Source organism: Allofournierella sp. CML151 (assembly GCF_027853465.1).
Taxonomy (GTDB): domain Bacteria; phylum Bacillota; class Clostridia; order Oscillospirales; family Ruminococcaceae; genus Allofournierella.
In genome coordinates this window covers 33908-51679 of record NZ_JAPNNW010000010.1, presented here as the reverse complement: position 1 = coordinate 51679, position 17772 = coordinate 33908, and the positions used below count along the sequence as shown (strand labels likewise).

20 protein-coding genes and 1 tRNA gene are annotated in these 17772 nt (G+C 51.0%); 9 read left to right on the top strand and 12 right to left on the bottom strand.

Features of this window, described 5'->3' with window-relative positions:
- The first annotated feature begins 161 nt into the window (after positions 1-161).
- A complete protein-coding gene (locus tag PH256_RS08835; RefSeq protein ID WP_270913832.1) occupies positions 162-599 on the top strand; it encodes a hypothetical protein in 438 nt (145 codons plus the stop codon).
- On the opposite strand, the gene PH256_RS08830 is transcribed toward PH256_RS08835, so the two are convergent.
- The 11 genes from PH256_RS08830 to PH256_RS08785 all read right to left on the bottom strand — a co-directional run bounded on the left by PH256_RS08830 (position 573) and on the right by PH256_RS08785 (position 9341).
- The gene (locus PH256_RS08830; protein WP_270913831.1) at positions 573-1796 is read right to left on the bottom strand and encodes a tyrosine-type recombinase/integrase; all 1224 of its coding nucleotides are present in this window, start codon (positions 1794-1796) and stop codon (positions 573-575) included. The genes PH256_RS08835 and PH256_RS08830 overlap by 27 nt on opposite strands.
- A gap of 71 nt (positions 1797-1867) precedes the next feature.
- Positions 1868-2014 (bottom strand): helix-turn-helix domain-containing protein, encoded by a 147-nt coding sequence (locus tag PH256_RS15305; protein ID WP_442866655.1) that lies wholly within the window; start codon positions 2012-2014, stop codon positions 1868-1870.
- Positions 2015-2139: 125 nt separating this feature from the next.
- On the bottom strand, positions 2140-2907 hold the full coding sequence (locus PH256_RS08825) for a DNA adenine methylase (protein WP_270913830.1): 768 nt from the start codon (positions 2905-2907) through the stop codon (positions 2140-2142).
- An 89-nt stretch (positions 2908-2996) separates the two neighbouring features.
- Positions 2997-4490, bottom strand: coding sequence for a DUF927 domain-containing protein (locus tag PH256_RS08820; protein WP_270913829.1), 1494 nt, complete (start codon positions 4488-4490; stop codon positions 2997-2999).
- Positions 4491-5009: 519 nt separating this feature from the next.
- On the bottom strand, positions 5010-5468 hold the full coding sequence (locus PH256_RS08815; RefSeq protein WP_270913828.1) for a hypothetical protein: 459 nt from the start codon (positions 5466-5468) through the stop codon (positions 5010-5012).
- Complete coding sequence (locus tag PH256_RS08810; RefSeq protein ID WP_270913827.1) at positions 5452-5661, bottom strand: hypothetical protein; 210 nt, start codon at positions 5659-5661, stop codon at positions 5452-5454. Before PH256_RS08810 ends, PH256_RS08815 begins: the two co-directional genes overlap by 17 nt.
- A gap of 411 nt (positions 5662-6072) precedes the next feature.
- The gene (locus PH256_RS08805) at positions 6073-6261 is read right to left on the bottom strand and encodes a hypothetical protein (protein ID WP_270913826.1); all 189 of its coding nucleotides are present in this window, start codon (positions 6259-6261) and stop codon (positions 6073-6075) included.
- Between the two features lie 186 nt (positions 6262-6447).
- Positions 6448-6927 carry a hypothetical protein gene (locus PH256_RS08800; protein ID WP_270913825.1) on the bottom strand — a complete coding sequence of 160 codons (480 nt, stop codon included), beginning with the start codon at positions 6925-6927 and terminating at the stop codon, positions 6448-6450.
- Between the two features lie 39 nt (positions 6928-6966).
- Positions 6967-7230 (bottom strand): recombinase family protein, encoded by a 264-nt coding sequence (locus PH256_RS08795; protein WP_270913882.1) that lies wholly within the window; start codon positions 7228-7230, stop codon positions 6967-6969.
- 182 nt (positions 7231-7412) lie between these two features.
- On the bottom strand, positions 7413-7712 hold the full coding sequence (locus PH256_RS08790; RefSeq protein WP_270913823.1) for a hypothetical protein: 300 nt from the start codon (positions 7710-7712) through the stop codon (positions 7413-7415).
- Between the two features lie 963 nt (positions 7713-8675).
- Positions 8676-9341: a hypothetical protein gene (locus PH256_RS08785; RefSeq protein ID WP_270913822.1), complete on the bottom strand. Its 666-nt coding sequence runs from the start codon at positions 9339-9341 to the stop codon at positions 8676-8678.
- 351 nt (positions 9342-9692) lie between these two features.
- Here PH256_RS08785 and PH256_RS08780 point away from each other — a divergent pair, with 351 nt between their 5' ends.
- Positions 9693-10091, top strand: coding sequence for a hypothetical protein (locus PH256_RS08780; protein ID WP_270913821.1), 399 nt, complete (start codon positions 9693-9695; stop codon positions 10089-10091).
- Here PH256_RS08780 and PH256_RS08775 read toward each other — a convergent pair.
- Positions 10054-10130: transfer RNA gene (locus PH256_RS08775), tRNA-Pro, on the bottom strand. The two genes, PH256_RS08780 and PH256_RS08775, sit on opposite strands and share 38 nt — an antisense overlap.
- Positions 10131-10365: 235 nt before the next feature.
- Between PH256_RS08775 and PH256_RS08770 the strand changes: the two genes are divergently transcribed.
- The 7 genes from PH256_RS08770 to PH256_RS08740 all read left to right on the top strand — a co-directional run bounded on the left by PH256_RS08770 (position 10366) and on the right by PH256_RS08740 (position 17755).
- On the top strand, positions 10366-10608 hold the full coding sequence (locus PH256_RS08770; RefSeq protein WP_270913820.1) for a hypothetical protein: 243 nt from the start codon (positions 10366-10368) through the stop codon (positions 10606-10608).
- 156 nt (positions 10609-10764) lie between these two features.
- Positions 10765-12426: a hypothetical protein gene (locus PH256_RS08765; RefSeq protein WP_270913819.1), complete on the top strand. Its 1662-nt coding sequence runs from the start codon at positions 10765-10767 to the stop codon at positions 12424-12426.
- A gap of 295 nt (positions 12427-12721) precedes the next feature.
- A complete protein-coding gene (locus tag PH256_RS08760) occupies positions 12722-14308 on the top strand; it encodes an ABC transporter substrate-binding protein (RefSeq protein WP_270913818.1) in 1587 nt (528 codons plus the stop codon).
- Between the two features lie 75 nt (positions 14309-14383).
- Positions 14384-15379: an ABC transporter permease gene (locus PH256_RS08755; protein WP_333766344.1), complete on the top strand. Its 996-nt coding sequence runs from the start codon at positions 14384-14386 to the stop codon at positions 15377-15379.
- A complete protein-coding gene (locus tag PH256_RS08750) occupies positions 15376-16221 on the top strand; it encodes an ABC transporter permease (protein WP_270913816.1) in 846 nt (281 codons plus the stop codon). The genes PH256_RS08755 and PH256_RS08750 overlap by 4 nt, the downstream gene beginning before the upstream one ends.
- Positions 16221-17162 carry an ABC transporter ATP-binding protein gene (locus PH256_RS08745; protein WP_270913815.1) on the top strand — a complete coding sequence of 314 codons (942 nt, stop codon included), beginning with the start codon at positions 16221-16223 and terminating at the stop codon, positions 17160-17162. The genes PH256_RS08750 and PH256_RS08745 overlap by 1 nt, the downstream gene beginning before the upstream one ends.
- A complete protein-coding gene (locus PH256_RS08740) occupies positions 17159-17755 on the top strand; it encodes an ABC transporter ATP-binding protein (RefSeq protein WP_270913814.1) in 597 nt (198 codons plus the stop codon). The genes PH256_RS08745 and PH256_RS08740 overlap by 4 nt, the downstream gene beginning before the upstream one ends.
- The last annotated feature ends 17 nt before the right edge of the window (positions 17756-17772 follow it).

Sequence of the window (17772 nt, the reverse complement as noted above, 5' to 3'; positions counted from 1 at the left end):
TCGTAGCTTTGAGCCTACGGCGGCTCTTTGAATATTTAACGCCCTACGCTACAACTGCAACTTCTCCAGCCAGTCATCAAACGACTTTTGAAAAATATGAATTGGCGTATCAGTACATGAGGTTTTGGAGGACCTTCCTTTACCAGCACGTATGCCGGTGTATGCATAATGTTGAGCATGACAGCGACATCTTTTACGATGTAAGTGTGTGCTATCGGCAGTGGTATTGGCGATGCGGCGCATTTTATGGATTTTTGATCGCAAGACCAGCACAGCGCAATGAATCCATTCATTATGTCCCCCAGGACAGGAGCAAAACGGCCAGGAAAAAAGAAAGGGCTTGTGGGCGGTTCCGAACTTCGGAACCGCCCGCAAACCCGCATTACAGCAACAAAAAAGCCACCAGCTTTTCAGCTGATGGCTTTGGTCCGAGTGGCGAGAGTCGAACTCACGGCCTCTTGAACCCCATGCAAATTGGCAAAACATCGAAAAACCTTGGTGTATCAAGGCTTTTGGCCTTTTTCTTTCTCCCAATTGTAGCAGTTTTTGCAGCAGTTTTCGAGACTGCATTATCATCCCAGATTGCGTTCTTGTCGTGACCGTTCAAGGATTTTGGAGTTGTTTGCATTGATACGCCTGCTCTGGTCTATATACCTCTGGGTCGTTTCTGCTTTTTGGTGGCCAAGCTGCTGCATCACTGCGTATTCATTGGCTCCTCCCTCTGCCAGCATGGTGCCTACAAGGTGTCGAATACGATGTAGGCGGAAGGTATCTGGGGCATTGGGCAGATTTTTGATCTGATTAGTGAGGGCGGAGTAAAGTCCACTATGCGTCCAGCTTGGATTACGGGAGTTCCCGAACATAAAATCTCTGGGACCTACTTTAGTACAGGTATGACGGGGAGCCCATTGTCGCCACTCTTCCATAACAGACTGTCCAGATTTGCTCAACCAAACTACCCGGTCACCGGCCCCCTGTTTCGTTTCAGCAATCTCATGCTTATGGCCAACCACTCTCCCGTTTTCCAGAAACGTCTGGTAGGTTTTTGCTTTATTGATGGTCACTGCCCCGGTGTTCGGGTCATAGTCCTGCCATGTAAGCGCCAATAGCTCTTCACTACGCATACCAGTTTCAATAAGCATGGTGAAAGGGGCAAACAGTTTCAGGTTCCCTCGCAGAGCAGGGATGATCACCGATAGTTCCTCATCAGTAAACCCGACTACCTCTGGGGTTTCTTTATGACTTATGGGGTATTTGAAGTCCTCACTGTCAAACGGGTTGGTTTCAATCCAATTTTTCCGACAGGCCCGTCGAAACATGGTGTTGGTGATGTAAACAATCCGATCCAGCGTGACTTGGCTATACTTATATTGCCCTGTTGAGGTTCGTTTGTTCTCCAACTCTCTCAGCCAGCCATTCAGTTGTTCGCTAGAAATAGCTCTTAGTGGTATATCTGCGAATCGCGTTTCAAAAGGACGTAGCATATAAACATAGTTTTCAAGCGTACGGCTGCTGATTGCCTTTTCGCTTTTGTTTCTGTTCCGAGTCCTCCTGACTCGGAGGCCTGCTAAGTAGTTCTCTATAAACTCCTTAACGATATTAGCCGCAGGGTAATCGCCGGACAATTCGAGCTCTATGTATCCATTTTGCATGAGCCAGTAGGCCATGGCGGACTGTGCTTGTTCTTTCGTTTTACGAACAATCTGCTTGCGCTCTCCATTGCCTAAACAAACAGATGCACTCCAGAAGCCATCTTTGCGTTGAAATAGCGACCCTTCTCCGATTTTGCTTTTCATAAATATTCCTCCTTTGATGGGCGGGATTGTAACGCTAAACCCGCCTGTGTGTCAATGGAATTTCTCAATGGTCAATCCGATTTATGTATATATTCGACAAGATCATCAACTGAAACGACGATGCGTCGTCCCACATGGCTAGCGCACAGCTGACCTGTGCGCACTGCCTCATAAAGTGTCGACCGTCCAATGGGTAAAATTTCCATAACCTGTGCCATAGTCAAATATGGGCTATAGCGTTTTTCGATCGTCTATTTCATCCGTTGCTTTTTCATTGTTAAAGTATCTTTCTTGGAATCCACAGCTGCCCAGTCTGGGCGAAACAAAGTGCCGTTGTATGACTTCATAGTTTTTCACCTCCTGCAATGGGATAGTTTGCCCAAACGATCTCGTGTGCCCGTGGCTTCTTTCCACCGTGCCTTGCTGTTGCTATCGCTTTGGAAACCTCACCAACATCGCACCGCCACCAGCCTTTCAGGCGGCTGTTATACAGTTCGTTGTCATACCCACTGATAAGAACGGCGGCATGACGTACTGCACAGACCGTGTCAAGGAACCTCTGTTGTACCTGCATATTCCATCTTTTGTAATACAGCTTGTTATCCTGTTGCTGTTCCAGAACATAAGGCGGATCGGCATAGATCACAGTGCCCTCTACATCATGCGAACGGATACATTCCATGGCATCTTGCTCCGTAACCTGTACATTGTGTAGTAGACAGATTACTTCTTTACGGTTGCGCATCGCCTTCCAATAGCGTTCTGTGGCTTTAGGCGAGGTCGAGAAGTTGCGATACTTACCATTGCCGCTGTACGAAAGGGTCAGTATTGCCCATGCGTAGATCCCTCTTTGCAAAGGATCACTTTCGTTCTCAAAACAGTCCAAACATTTTTGCAGATAGGCCGGGTGATATTCTATTTCCTGCATTGCTCTGCGGTAGAACTCTTCTGCTTGTGAACTGGTCAGCTGGCGCATGACGGCCAATGCACACGGTTCAAGGTCGTTATATATACGGGTACGGTATCGGGTTGCAAGTCGTTTTCCAACCCCAAATGAGCCGCCAAACGGCTCAATATATGTTTCCCCTTTGTCTGGGAGCAGATAAGCCAACGCATCTCCAATCCTCCCATTTTTGGCTCCGATTCTGCTGAATGCCTATACATCATGCATACACGCTTTCGGTGCAAATTGAATTAGGCTCATCGATTCACCTCCTTGTTCAGATAAAAACCACGGTGCATTTTGCCGCCGATACTCAACGTCGCATTGGTATATCCCAACTGCTGGCGAATACGGCTGATTTCATGGGCTCCTAGTTCACTGTCACGCACAAACTCCTTCCATATATCGGAAGATACCGAAAGGAATGGGCCTTTTTGCCCCCGATATATTTCGCTGCATTCCGATGCAAAAATCTCCTGAATCTTTCCCTCAACGATCTGTTCCTCCAACAACGAAGCGTCTTTCGCCGCAGCATCGCACTCTATTGAATCCAGAACACAGCTCAGCAGATACGTTGCTATTTCCTCGGCATTGAGCGTAAGACCAATTTGATTGGCCAGTTCTGCGGCAAGACTCACAAGTGCAATTTGCTCGATCTGTCGGCTGACCAGATGGTTCTGTGTCAGATTTTGCGTCTCCAAGTACTCTTTCCAGCCCCTATAGCGCTCATTTATATCTATCGTGGTCGTCTGCAAAAGAAAACGTACAAAGCTAACCCCTGCAACGCCATAACAGCTGTGACAAAATTTTGCTATGCTTTGTGCCTGAGTGCTGCTGTCAAACAAATCAGCTCCAGATATCGGCATTTCAATCAGTCGCCCCAGAGCGCCCTCAAGATTTCTCGCCCGGTGATCCAACAGACTTCTTTCTGCCGTGAGGAAGATCGTAGTATGCCAGTGCTTCGTTTGCTCAAGTCGTTTGTTTCGCAGACGTGCACGTGAGGTGCCATTCGCCAAGGTGTAAATCATGTTCTCAAAGCTCGCCATTCCAGATAAGCTTGTGTCGTCAATCAAAACAGGTACGCCTTCATTCTCGTGCAAACTCTGCATAAGAGCGTTGTCTGTGGCATTGAATGTAAAACTGACTTTGTCAGAATTGGGTGGCATGAACAGAGAGATGGCCAATTGGGCGGCAGTGGTTTTGCCACTGCTGCTTCCGCCAGTCAGAGCAACAAGAATGTTTTTCCCATTTCTGCTTGCAAGAGGAGCTGCAAGGCTGAGAGCCAGTATAGCTTGTCGTTGTATATGCCCTTTTGCCCATTTTGCCAACTGGTGGCTCCAGGCCTTCGTTTCACCTGCGCTTTTGGGCAAATCAGGAGCCAATCCATGAAACAGCACATTACCATTGGGACCTAGCAGTTGCGTACCAGCATAACTGCAACTACGGTTGTGGTTCGGCTGCCAGCCCAGCGCCGAAATAGCGTCGTATACGGGGAACTCTCCTTTTTTGAGTTTCTCATACAGTACATCCGACAACAGAGCTCCAGTGTGGCATTTTAAATAGTCAAAGCCGGGAATCAAACTGGACAGTTTTCCGATTTCCTTTTCCAAGTTGCCAAAACCCACAGTCGTGGTTGCCAACAGCTTGCCGTGTTGGTAACACAATAGATGAACAGTGTGCCTCCCTGTTTTGTCTTTTGCCCCTCCCAAAAAGAAGAAATGGTTTTTTTCAGATACGATACATTCGAACATTACGTCGACCTCCTTTGATTTGATGATATTACCTAGTATCAAAAACGGGTAAAAACATAGTCGAACACACAAAAGGGTACGTCGAACATCGATGGACACGCCTGACACTCCAATCTGCAAGCCGATCATGTTTTCCGATGATGATACTACCTAATATCAAAACGGGTGAAAGCATAGTCGAACACCAATGGATACGCCTAACACTGATTCTGTACGCCTATTGCGTTTTCCGATGATGATATTACCTAATATCAAAACGGGTGAAAGCATAGTCGAACACCAATGGATACGCCTAACACTGATTCTGTACGCCTATTGCGTTTTTCGATGATGATACTACCTAATACTAAAAGGATGGAATGCATAGTCGAACACACAAAAGGATAAGTCGAGCACCGATGGATACGCCTATCATTCGAAGCTATACGCCTATTACATTTTCTGAACGCTCTACGTTTTTATGCCAATGCCTTCCACAAAAGCAAAAAGGCCAGAGCATTATCGCTCTGGCCTTCACCATTATTGTTTTTCTTTTCGCTCTGTCGGTTTCTGGGGTGTGACAGATGGCAGCAAAATCAGCCGACCCGATTTGTCAATCTCCACGCCATTTACCACGCTTACCTCGCATAGCAGTTTCAGCTTTTCCTCGCTCATGGTTTCCATATGGAAACGGCTGTTCACCACGGTAAACTGGTGTGGTGCGGTTTCTGTCAACACTGCATAGAATACACCCATATCGGTATCGCAGGGGAGAGCAGGGGTATAGTTGCCAGCCCCGGAACGAATCATGTAGTTTTTACACAACCGAGGATCTACTTTGACGGCATCTTTGTCCAGAGCAAAGCCCCGAATAACTTCACCTGCCTGCAAACGGTTTTTCACCTGATAATCGGTTAAACATAGCAGCCCCTTCTCCAACGAAAAGCATTCCCAAAACAGTTGACGATTTCCTAAGTTATTGCTATTCAGCAGCACCATACACATAATTACTGTCCTCCATCATTTCAGTATCTTTAACAGCCATTTCGGCCACATCGATATCATAACGCTGAATTCTTGTTTTTCCAGCTGACGAAGTAGCCAGAGATAATGCTCTGTGATTGGTATAAATGCAGAAACACTGAACATTGATTGCTGAGAATGCCACTAAATACTCATACTTCCAAATCATTATCTTTTAACTATCACTCTTTTATCTCACATTTTTATCTTCTTTTTTGAAATTTCCAATTATTTTCTCCTTCACTCCCAAACACACCAATAACAATATAGTGAAATTTTGTGTTCAGAAGAAATATTATATCAAATTTATCTCTCCGATACATTTCTGGCTGTAAATTATAGGTAGCTCAGATATTGGATTCAAGGCTTTATAAATTTGTTAATATGTAATTCCTGCCGAGTGGACTAGTTCAAAATATTTACTGTATATCTGAATACATTGCTGCTCAAATCTTCCACATACTGCATAAGCGTTTCCTGAACGATCCATACAACGATAACTGACCAGTGGGATGCCAGATAGGTCGAATACATTTCGGCATATGATATTGCCTTTTAAACTTTTGCTGTTTTTAATCGTCTATACGTTTAAATCCTTCCACATAGACATATAGGCACTTGCCAGCTTTTCGGTTAAAAGTGCATTTACTGACAATGGTGCAGTTACATAAACTCTGTGGGCAAATAACGGCTGCTCTGTTTTGGATAACACCAGTATTTTCCCGTTCTGCTGAACAGCCCGATAACCATATTTTTCCATTTTCTTCATAATCAAACAACTCCATTCGATATTTTTCTAAACTATCACCAAATCCAAAACCCCTTAAAAACACCCCTGAAAATCAATTTCGCTTCTCGTTAACATCTGAATACCCCCCACCCCCAAAAATCAATTTTAACCCCATTGGGCTTTGTCTGGCACACATCACACCCCATTCTGTTTTTGAAATCAAAATCAACCTTCCCCATCCCTCCCCGAAACATCTCGATTCATATTTTTCGGCTCACTTGTTGTTTCCATCGGAATCGGGAATAGGGGAGGGTGTCTCCCAATGACTTCAATACCAGCATAGGAGTATCGGCCAAACAAATAGAAATCAGCTCGCTGCAATATGTTATATGCCAGTGAAACGCTGAACGGTTTTCCGTTTCTTCCTGTGTGCCCGTGTGCTGCCAAAATTGCGGCCATTTCTCGATAGGTCATATCTGGATGGCTTACAGCAAGGAGAAACAATTCTCGTACTGCTTTGGCCTCGCTTTCATTGATGATCAGCTGCTTTGTATGCCGTTGGCAACTATATCCAAAAGGGACTCTTCCACCAGCATAGCCACCCTTTTCTGCCTTTGCTCGTCTGCCACGTTGCATTTTTGCCCGAATCTCGCCAACCTCGTAACTGTCCAAAGCAACCAGAATATCCGACAGAAGGGCATCCACCGTGCCACCCTACGCCAATGTAAACATGGGCTGGGTAATCTATTTCACCCCCACGCCCAATTTCTTCAGCCGACTGCTGATAAACAAATTTGCCTCTTGTGAACGCCACAGCCGATTGGTTGCCAGTACCACTACATACGCAATGTCACCTTGTTTTAACCTGTCTAGCATTGCAAACAGCCCCGGTCTAGTGATTTTTCTATCTGCCATATCTTTCATTTCATAAACCTTTGTGCCGGATTTTCCTTCGTCTGCATAAACACCAACCAGCTCAAAGCTGTTTTCTTCACAGTATTTTTCGATTTCCTAATGCTGATATTCCAGACTGTACCCGTCCTCTTTTTGAAGTTCCGTGCTTACTCGCTTATAACCAATAACTTTAATCGTTGCCATTGCTTACCCCTCCTTCTTTGTGTTACACTTTGTTCCTTTAATTTCAATTAAACCGAAAACCTCACATGGCTTAAATAAAAAATCACTATTCCCTATACGGAAATAGTGATTCGAACAAAGTATTCTGCTATTGTTGTACATATTTTTGTCTGACGTGTTGGGCCTGTTACAGTCTCATAAACCGTCTTCTTTTTACCAGATGAATCTCGCTCTACTTTTTCTAGCTCATAATACTTGATTATCGTGACTGGGTGTATCTTTGTATTATCTACTCCTGGTATCTCTGGTTGCTTTGGTGCTACACCTGGACTCGCCTCTTGATATCCACCGTATTTTGTGGAATCCCAAGTTGCCCATTTTTCTGATGCACGTTCTTTGTAAACTACGTGCATATCCCAACCTTGTTTTGGGGCTAATATTGTTTCATACTAATATCTATCTCCACCGTAATCTGGTCCCAATGTTGGTGGCCCAAATCCACTAAACTCATCTGTCTCAACTAACAGTAAAGCTGTTGCACATGCACCGTTTGTGTATCTTCCTAACCACTCGCCACCTACTCTACGTTCTGGATGATTAGTTATTGCATTGTTTACCTACTCTATAGAATTGTATTTTGCAAAATCTCTTACTGTTCCATACACATACATTCGTTCATTGTCTGGGGTTAATATTAAATTTCCTGTCTAATTTACAAGGTTGTACCAGTATACACCCTCTACAACTATTCTGTACTCACCTAGTCTATATCCTGCTACTAGATTTGTAACGTTTGGATCGTTTACAAATACCTATGCAATAAATAACTCTGCATTACTAGCTCCTGGTACTGTACTAGCGTTATCATCTGATTCAAACCATGCGTTTAGGTTTGGTCCCCATGCTGCGTGTTGATACAATGGTGGCTTTAAACCTGGTATCAACTCGCCTATCTCACTATATTTTAGTATTCTACTTCTTAACAGTACCTACCCACCCAACGCTGTGCTACTGCCAAAATAACAGGTTTTTCCTTCTAATACTGGAGGAGTTGTGTCACTTCTACCATCTAAACCATCGAAATAGAAGTCTACTACCTGCTATTTTATTTTGCCAGCTTTATTTTCTATGTAACATCTGTATCCACCGTCAACGTCTCTAAATCCATTACCAACTGCACCGGTGTTTTCGTTTCCACTTAGACCACCACCGATATCTACGTCTTCAGCAAAGACTGCAGTTATCTAAATACTAAAGACTGCTAGTAATGTTAAAAAAGTGGACGCTATTATTTTTAACTTCCTTGAAGAACTGAATCTGTTCTCAGAAGTCTATCTCATTTTTGACTGACCCCCTCTTTATCTAATTGTCGTCCGTTAATCATTATATGGGTTGACCCCTTGTTCTTCCAGTATCTTATAAGCTTCTCTTATTATTTCATCAGCTCTACCAGATGTTATTGCGTCTGCTACTTCTTTTGAATATTCATCGCTCTGCTTCTTCCATTCTGCTGCTTCTTCATCTGTTAGAGTTTCCATCCCAAGCTCACTGGGATCACCTGTAAATGTTGTTGTACCATCTGGATTTTGTATCCATTCTCCACTAGTATCTCCTGCATCAGTCTCTGGCTGAGGGGTTGGGACTGCTTCAGGATTCTCGGCTAGTGCTTTGTCACCGGCCCACTGGATATATTCGTCAAGGAAGACGTTTTCACAACCATTGTCTTTGTCCATAAGTGCTTGAGCATAGTTGACTGCTCCATCGTAGAACCACTCAAACATTCCCTCTTTCTTTGTTTGGTCTGCTAAGAGTTCCTCTTCGGTGACGCCCTGTGTTACTTTATATGTCTCTACCGAGATATCAAAGTCAAACTCGAGAGTTCCCGGCTCGTCAGTAGGTGCAGGGGTTTCGGTAGGTGCCGGAGTCGCACTCGCAACAGGTGTAGCCTCCGGGGCAGAAGAACTGTCTGCGCCTGTACCGCAGGCAGTCATTAAAACAGCCATCGAGATCGCCAACACAGCGATCATGCTTTTAAATTTCATCGATATAGCCTCCTCATATAAACACTATCTGTCCATATTTTAACGCAGAGTAGGTTCATTGGCAATACGCTTCTCATTATGGCGGTGGTTTTACGGGTGCCCCTAATGTCTAACATTCGTAACAATCAGCTATGTTTACAAAGATTATTATGCCCCATAAAATAATGGGGCATAAATCAGCTATGAGCATAAATCTCCCTACCTCCCTTAGAGAGGGGGAGAGTGTTATACAGTACGAAACACGCCATGGGGCAAGCCCTTTTTTGTTACTAAAAATGTATCACTCTCCCCAAAGTGGGCTTTGTAGTGGAGCAACACAGTCGCTTAGGGTTTCTCTTTTGCTTTTCTTGATTGCGTACACGCACACACACGGTTTCCAATATCGTTGACAACGCATTTGAAAAAAGTAAATATGTAAACATTGTATGTGCGGTGTTGCTTTTTTGCACAGTTTTTTCGTCCGAAATTTTATATTCAGAACTGCCCCAAAATCCCCTTGGAGCAAAATCTCTTTCATTTTTTGTAGCAAACCTTGTAGCAAATAGGCTGGAAAAGGTATCGTTCTACAGCAAAACGCATCCAAAATCTGCTACAATGCCCTTTTTAAACGACAGGAATAAACCATCTGAAATCGTGGTTTTCGTACACTCCCAAACCCCTGAAAACCACGGTATAACAACAAAAAAGCCACCAGTCAAAAGACTGATGGCTTTGGTCCGAGTGGCGAGAGTCGAACTCACGGCCTCTTGAACCCCATTCAAGCGCGCTACCAAACTGCGCTACACCCGGACGTCTGGCCCGGTGTTCTCACCGGCGACGTTGTTTATTATAGCCCATGCAACCGGTTTTGTCAACGGAGAATTTTCAGTTTTCTCCTTTTTACAAAAGTTTTCCAAATATTTTACAGTTGATTGGTCATACTATCTGCAAAAGGCGAAAAGCGGAGAGAAAAAACAGGATTCCAAGATCATTCCGTGCGCCAAACCTTGAAAAGGAGGATATAAAATCAACTATGGAAAGCGGTATGAATTTTCATCATCAGGGACAAAACGCAGTGGGGCAGGTGGATCAGGGCAACGAGCCCGGCAAACAAGGCGGGAAAAAGCATCAGACCGACCCGGACGAAGGGTTTGGGGCGTATCTGCCCTGGGTGGATCCCATGCTCCTGCCCGGCGGGGTACAGAAGATTCAGGATGGTTCGGTGCAGGCGATACAGCCCGCGCCGGATCAGCGGGGCGGCGGCTGCGAACCGGAACCCTGTGAATAATTGAATATGGCAGGCAGCCGGGCGAAGCGATTCTCCCGGCTGTTTTTACGCGCAGGGGAATTTTAACCGTTTCTTTCTTGGCAGCAGGCAGGATCAGTGATAGAATACCAGTAAACAGCGGCATGCAGCCGCATAGGAGAGAAAGGAACCGAAACCATGAAACATTGGAAATTGAAGGCAGTGCTGGCCACGTTGCTGGTATTCGCACTGTATGTGGTGTTTCAGCACCCCAACCTGAATCCTCTTTATCCGGAATCGGCATTTATGTATTGTGTGCTGATCACGGTGCTGGTGGCCATCTTTACTCTGGACCGCATTGGCCGGGTGGTGGCACAGCCGGGGCCGGTACAGGGCGTGCCGGGCAGTGTGCGCTTTGAACGCTTCCAGAACGGCAGCCGCTGGCCGCTGATCCTGGTGGCAGTGCTCTGGGGCGCGTACTTTATTGTATGGGCCGGATCCAGCGTTCTGTTTCAGGTGAATGCTTTCCGGGATCAGATGCCGGAGCTGATTCAGATGGATTTTGCTGAGGACTTCGACACCACCGATACCAGCCAGCTGCCCATTGTGGATAAGGCCATGGCCCAGAAGCTGGCGGACAAAAAACTGGGCGAGCGTCCCAGCCTGGGCAGCCAGGTGGTGCTGGGCGAGCCCACCCTGCAGCAGGTGAACGGAAAGCTGGTCTGGGCGGTACCCACCTACCATTCCGGTGTATTCAAATGGCTTACCAATCTGGAAGGCACTCCCGGTTATGTGGTGGTATCCGCCATCAATCCTCAGGACGTGCAGTATGTGGACGGCTACACCATCAAATACCAGCCGTGCGCCTATCTGTGGCAGAACCTGATGTTCTATGCCCGCTTCACGGCCGCACCCTTCACCGGCCTGACCGATTACAGCTTTGAGCTGGACGATTCCGGCCAGCCCTACTGGGTCATCACTACCTATAAGTATCTGCGGGGCTTCTCGCTGCCGGAGGCCACCGGCGCGGTGGTACTCAACTGCTCCACCGGCGAAAGCCAGCGTTACAGCATTGGCGAGCTTCCCGACTGGGTAGATCGCGTTCAGCCGGAGGATTTCATTGTAACCCAGCTGAACAACAAGGGCGAGTACGTGCATGGCTACCTGAACTTCAGTGATAAGGACAAGTACCGTACCAGCCCCGGCGAAACCCTGATTTACAACGACGGCAGCTGCTATCTGTTCACCGGCCTGACCAGTGTGGGCGGCGACGAGAGCGCCATCGGTTTTGTAATGGTGGACATGGTCACCAAGGAGCCGCATCTGTACCGCATCAGCGGCGCCACCGAGACGGCGGCTCAGCAGTCGGCTCAGGGCGAGGTGCAGCAGTACGGCTACCAGGCGGCCTTCCCGCTGATTGTCAATCTGAACAGCCGGCCCACCTACTTCATGACCCTGAAGGACAACGAAGGTCTGATCAAGAAATACGCCTATGTATCGGTGGAGGACTATCAGACCGTGGGCGTGGGCGACACCATCGACGAGGCACGCCTGAGCTATGAAAAGGCATTGCGTGCGGGCGGCAGCACCATGGTGGGCAACGTGAACAGCGAGCTTACCAGCCTGACCGGTACCGTGCAGCGCATCGGCAGCGAGTACAACAGCAGCGGCTCCACCTATTATCTGGTGCTGAACGAGCATCCCGAGCTGCTGTTCAGCGTGCAGGGCAGTTTGTCCGCTGAGCTGGCCATTACCCAGCCGGGAGACCAGGTAAAGGTGGAGTACTATCCCCGCACCAGCCAGGCTCAGGAGCTGACCAGCTTTGATAATCTGCAGTTTGATCAGGCAGACAACGGATAATCGAAAGGCTATACGGCCGCATAGGATATAAAATCGACGGGCATACCGGAATGAAACGGGTGCCCGTCGATTTTTTTTGTTTGGTGCATCTTTACATACACACGGATTTATGTTAATATATTTTTGTTGCTTCTTTATGAAGGAGAGGCGAGAAATTCTGCAACAGCGAATTGAATGCCACGAAGGCATGATGCTTCGGCACGTTATGGCCGGGGCTCTTTGCCTGCGTGGTTTTTTTGTGCCCATCCGGGATGCGCCTGCGCGGCAAGTTCAGCGAAGGAAAGGAAAGACGAGCATGAAAAAAACGAAAATCCTTGCAGCGGTCATGGCCCTGTGCCTGGCGATTGGTGCCGCGGGCTGCGGCCAGCCGGCCAGCCAGTCCACAGCTGCGGCCAGCACCGCCAGCCAGCAGCAGACCGACACTGTGGTGGTGGCAATGAACGTGGAATCCGAACCGGCATCCGGCTTTGACCCGGCGTATGGCTGGGGTGCGGGCGAGCATGTGCATGAGCCGCTGATCCAGAGCACGCTGGTGGTCACCAATGCGGATATGAGTATTGGCTATGACCTGGCCACTGTCATGCAGGTCAGCGAGGATGGCCTGACCTGGACGGTCACCATCCGGGATGACGTGAAGTTCACCGACGGCGAGCCCCTCACCGCGTCGGATGTGGCCTTTACTTATAATACAGTAAAGGCAGAGAGCACGGTGAACGATTTCACCATGCTGGACAGCGCTGAGGCAGTGGATGACACCACAGTGGTGTTTCACATGAACCGGCCCTATTCCACCTGGCCCTATTCCATGGCGGTGGTAGGCATTGTTCCTGAGCACGCTTATGGCCCGGATTATGGCCAGAACCCCATTGGTTCCGGCCGCTATATCCTCAAGCAATGGGACAAGGGCCAGCAGGTGATCCTGGAAGCCAACCCGGATTATTACGGTGAGGAAGTAAAGATGAAAAAGGTTGTCATCCTCTTCATGAGCGAGGATGCTGCCTTTGCTGCTGCCAAGGCCGGTCAGGTGGATGTGGCCTACACCGCCGCTTCCTATACGGACCAGACCATTGACGGCTTTGAATTGATGGCCGTGAAGACCGTGGACAACCGGGGCATTAACCTGCCTGCAGTGGAGGAGGAAAACGGTATCGGCAACGATTTCACCGCGGATGTACGGGTGCGTCAGGCCATCAACATCGGCTTTGACCGGCAGGAAATGATCGATAACGTGCTCAACGGCTACGGTACCCCGGCCTACAGTGTGTGCGACGGCATGCCCTGGTATTCTGAGGCGGATGAGGTGACCTACGATCCTCAGAAGGCCGCCGCCCTGCTGGAGGAAGCGGGCTGGACCTTGAACAGTGACGGCGTGCGGGAGAAGGACGGCCAGACGGCCAGTCTGAACCTGCTGTACCCCATGGGCGATTCCACCCGCCAGGCTCTTGCGGCCGACATGGCCAACCAGCTGGCTGAGCTGGGCATCCAGACCAGCACCGAGGGTGTGGGCTGGGATACCGCCTATGACCGGGCCCAGAACACTCCGCTGGTCTGGGGCTGGGGAACTCACAGCCCCATGGAGATGTACAATATCTACCACACGGTGGGCGATCTGGCCCGGTATTCTCCCTATGCCAATGCTCGGGTGGATGAGCTGATGGACCAGGCATTGGCCTGCAGCGATCTGGAAGAGTCCTACGCGCTGTGGCAGCAGGCCCAGTCGGAGGAGATCGTGAACGACGTGCCCTGGGTCTGGATGGTGAATGTGGATCATCTGTACTGGGTGAATCAGAATCTGGAAGTGGCGCAGCAGAAGCTGCATCCCCATGGCCACGGCTGGTCGCTGGTGAACAACGTGGACCAGTGGACCTGGAACCAGGCCTGACCGAAGACAAAGCGGCCACATTGCTTTGAACGGAGCAGTGCGGCTGCCCGTTAGGAAAAAGGAGAAGAAGTTTTTATGGCAAAACGAATGGCCCGCATGGCGGTCAGGCAGCTGATCCGGATGCTGCTGCTGATCTTCTGCGCCAGTCTGGCAGCCTTTGTGCTGCTGAGCCTGTCTCCCATCGACCCGCTGCAGCAGAATGTGGGCCAGGCGGCGATGGGCAGCATGAGCGCGGAGCAAATCGAGCGCCTTCAGGCGTACTGGGGTGTGGATACCCCGCCCCTGGAACGGTTCGCAGCCTGGGTAAGCGGAATGCTGCAGGGAGATTTCGGTGTCTCGCTGCTTTACCGTCAGCCGGTGCTTACGGTGATTGGCGCAAAGCTGGCAAATTCCCTCTGGCTGCTAGTGTTGGCCTGGGTGATTTCCGGGCTGCTGGGCTTCGGCCTGGGCGTACTGGCCGGAGCGACGCAGGGCCGCTGGCCGGACAAGCTGATTCGGGGCTGGTCCATGATCATTGCCAGTACGCCCGCCTTCTGGGTGGCACTGCTCTTGTTGATGATCTTCGGCGTCTGGCTCAAGCTTTTGCCGGTGGGGCTCAGTGTACCCATCGGACTGGAAGCCACCGCCGTTACCTTGGCGGACAGGCTGCGGCATGCAATCCTTCCTGCTTTGGCTCTCAGCATCACCGGCACCGCATCGGTCTGCCTGCACACCCGGCAGAAGACCATTCAGGCGCTGGAGTCGGATTTCGTTCTGTTTGCCCGGGCCAGGGGAGAGAGCGGAAAGGGCATCCTGCTGCGGCATGTGCTGCGGCATGTGCTGCTGCCTGCTATCACCCTGCAGTTTGCCAGCCTGGGTGAGCTGCTGGGCAGCTCGGTACTGGTGGAAGAGGTGTTTTCCTATCCGGGTCTCGGTCAGGCCACGGTGACAGCGGGCCTGGGCGGAGATCTGCCGCTGCTTCTGGGCATCACGGTGATTTGCAGTGCCATGGTGTTCGGTGCGAATTTTGTGGCGGACTGCCTGTATGGTCTGGTGGACCCCCGCATCCGAAAGGGGGCAGGCAGGACATGAAGCGGATTTTGAACAATTTACGCCAGCCCCGAACCGCTGCGCTGATCCGGCTGGTTTTTGCCGCTGCAATTCTGCTGGCGGTTATGATCGCCGGCATGGCATGCCGGGAGCAGGCCCTTGCCACAGATTTCACGCGCAAGAATCTGGCGCCCTGTGCCGAATATCTGTTCGGTACGGACTGGATGGGCCGGGATATGCTTACCCGCACCCTGAGCGGACTTTCTTTGAGCATCCGCATCGGTGTGGTTACCGCTGCGGTGAGCGCAGTGGTGGCGCTGGCGGCGGGCGTGAGCGCCGCATTGCTGGGCCGCTGGGCAGACAGCGCCCTCACCTGGCTGATTGATCTGTTTATGGGAATTCCTCACATTCTGCTGCTGGTGCTTATTTCCTGCGCCTGCGGATGTGGGTTCTGGGGCGTGACCATCGGCATCGTGGCCACCCACTGGATGAGCCTTGCACGGCTGATCCGGGGTGAGGTGATGCAGCTGCGGCAGAGCGGCTATGTGCAGGTGGCGCGCAAGCTGGGAGCATCCCCGGCAGCCATTGCGGCCCGGCATATCCTGCCCGGCGTGCTGCCCCAGTTCTTCACCGGGCTGGTGCTGCTGTTTCCCCACGCTATCCTCCACGAGGCCAGTGTGACCTTCCTGGGCTTCGGTCTGACCAGCGAACAGCCCGCGGTGGGCGTGATTCTTTCGGAAAGTATGCAGTATCTAGCCACCGGCCGCTGGTGGCTGGCGCTGTTGCCCGGCATCTGTCTGGTGGCGGTGGTGCTGCTGTTTGAGCTGGCGGGCAAAAGCCTGGCCGCGCTTTGGTCAGTGAACGCGGAACAGGAGGCGGCATAATGGAAGAAAACAGACAAAAAGCCCCGCTGCTGCAGGTGCAGGGGCTCACCGTTTCCTTTTCCCGGTATGCAAAGGGCTTCCGGCGGGTGACGCTGCCCGGCGTGCGGGATCTGAGCTTCTCGCTGGATGAAGGCGAGCTGGTGGCGGTGGTCGGTGCTTCCGGAAGCGGAAAGAGCCTGCTGGCCCATCGGCTGCTGGGTATCCTGCCTCACAATGCCCAGGTGGGCGGGCAGGTACTCTACCGGAACCAGCCGCTGGACGACCGGCTGGCCGGGAAACTGCGGGGACATGAAATTGTACTGGTTCCCCAGAATGTGTCCTACCTGGACCCGCTGATGCAGGTGGGGGAGCAGGTAAAGGGAGAAAAAGGCGATGCACAAAAGGCTTCGGCGGCGCTGCGGCGTTACGGGCTTGGTTCTGAGGTGGAAAAAATGTATCCCTTTCAGCTGTCCGGCGGCATGGCCCGGCGGGTGCTGATTGCCACCGCAGTGCAGCACACCCCGTCGCTGGTGGTGGCGGACGAACCCACCCCCGGCCTACATCCCGAAGCGGCCCGGCGGGTGTTGGGCCACTTTAAGGAGCTGGCCCAGGCAGGCGCAGGTGTGCTGCTGATTACCCATGATCTGGAGGCCGCACTGGAAGTGGCGGACCGGGTGATTGTGCTCTATGCGGGCGCGGCGGTGGAGGAGGCTCCGGCGGCCAGCTTTGCCGCAAAGGAGCTGCTGCAGCACCCGTATACGCAGGCCCTCTGGCAGGCCAGTCCCAGCCATGGATTCGTGCCGCTGCCCGGCACCCAGCCGGTGGGCCAGCTGCCGGAGGGGTGTGCCTTTGCGCCCCGTTGCCCCAAGGCGGGGCCGGAATGCCGCAAAGGTGCTGTTGCCTATGAAAAACGGGGTGCAGGTCATGTGCGCTGCCTGCACCCGGAAGGAGAAAACGCATGACGCTGGAAGCAAAGAATCTCAGCTTTACCTACCCCTGCGGGAGGAGCGTGCTGCAAGACCTGTCCCTGCGGGTGGAAGGCGGCGAGCGAGTGGGTATTTTCGCCCCCAGTGGACGGGGTAAGACCACCCTGTGCAAGCTGCTGGCGGGCTACGAGAAGCCCCAGTCCGGCCAGGTGTTGCTGGACGGCAAGTCTCTTGCCAGCTACCGGGGGTATTGCCCGGTGCAGCTGATCTGGCAGCACCCGGAGCAGGTGGTGGACCCTCGGCTGACTCTGGGCAAAACCCTGCGGGAGGCAGGTGAGCCGGAGGAGCGGCTGGTTCAGGCGCTGGGCATCCAACCGGAATGGCTCAGCCGTTATCCGGCAGAGCTGTCTGGCGGTGAACTGCAGCGGTTCTGCATCGCCCGGGCACTGGGTCCTGCCACCCGATTTGTGCTGGCGGATGAGCTCAGCGCCATGCTGGATCTGGCAACCCAGGCACAGCTGTGGAGCTTTCTGGTGGAGGAAACCACACGCCGCGGCATTGGACTGGTGGCCGTAAGCCACTCCGCCCCCCTGCTGGACCGGGTGTGTACCCGTCGGATCGAGCTGTGAAACCCATTTCAAACGAT

Excerpts from the sequence above, each read along its gene's own strand:
- PH256_RS08835 (WP_270913832.1), top strand. The coding sequence starts at position 162 with ATGCATAATGTTGAGCATGACAGCGACATCTTTTACGATGTAAGTGTG.
- PH256_RS08760 (WP_270913818.1), top strand. The coding sequence starts at position 12,722 with ATGAAAAAAACGAAAATCCTTGCAGCGGTCATGGCCCTGTGCCTGGCG.
- PH256_RS08745 (WP_270913815.1), top strand. The coding sequence starts at position 16,221 with ATGGAAGAAAACAGACAAAAAGCCCCGCTGCTGCAGGTGCAGGGGCTC.
- PH256_RS08810 (WP_270913827.1), bottom strand. The coding sequence starts at position 5,661 with ATGATTTGGAAGTATGAGTATTTAGTGGCATTCTCAGCAATCAATGTT.
- PH256_RS15305 (WP_442866655.1), bottom strand. The coding sequence starts at position 2,014 with ATGGCACAGGTTATGGAAATTTTACCCATTGGACGGTCGACACTTTAT.
- PH256_RS08750 (WP_270913816.1), top strand. The coding sequence starts at position 15,376 with ATGAAGCGGATTTTGAACAATTTACGCCAGCCCCGAACCGCTGCGCTG.
- PH256_RS08790 (WP_270913823.1), bottom strand. The coding sequence starts at position 7,712 with ATGCACGTAGTTTACAAAGAACGTGCATCAGAAAAATGGGCAACTTGG.
- PH256_RS08805 (WP_270913826.1), bottom strand. The coding sequence starts at position 6,261 with ATGAAGAAAATGGAAAAATATGGTTATCGGGCTGTTCAGCAGAACGGG.
- PH256_RS08770 (WP_270913820.1), top strand. The coding sequence starts at position 10,366 with ATGAATTTTCATCATCAGGGACAAAACGCAGTGGGGCAGGTGGATCAG.
- PH256_RS08755 (WP_333766344.1), top strand. The coding sequence starts at position 14,384 with ATGGCAAAACGAATGGCCCGCATGGCGGTCAGGCAGCTGATCCGGATG.
- PH256_RS08785 (WP_270913822.1), bottom strand. The coding sequence starts at position 9,341 with ATGAAATTTAAAAGCATGATCGCTGTGTTGGCGATCTCGATGGCTGTT.
- PH256_RS08820 (WP_270913829.1), bottom strand. The coding sequence starts at position 4,490 with ATGTTCGAATGTATCGTATCTGAAAAAAACCATTTCTTCTTTTTGGGA.
- PH256_RS08830 (WP_270913831.1), bottom strand. The coding sequence starts at position 1,796 with ATGAAAAGCAAAATCGGAGAAGGGTCGCTATTTCAACGCAAAGATGGC.
- PH256_RS08815 (WP_270913828.1), bottom strand. The coding sequence starts at position 5,468 with ATGGTGCTGCTGAATAGCAATAACTTAGGAAATCGTCAACTGTTTTGG.
- PH256_RS08740 (WP_270913814.1), top strand. The coding sequence starts at position 17,159 with ATGACGCTGGAAGCAAAGAATCTCAGCTTTACCTACCCCTGCGGGAGG.
- PH256_RS08765 (WP_270913819.1), top strand. The coding sequence starts at position 10,765 with ATGAAACATTGGAAATTGAAGGCAGTGCTGGCCACGTTGCTGGTATTC.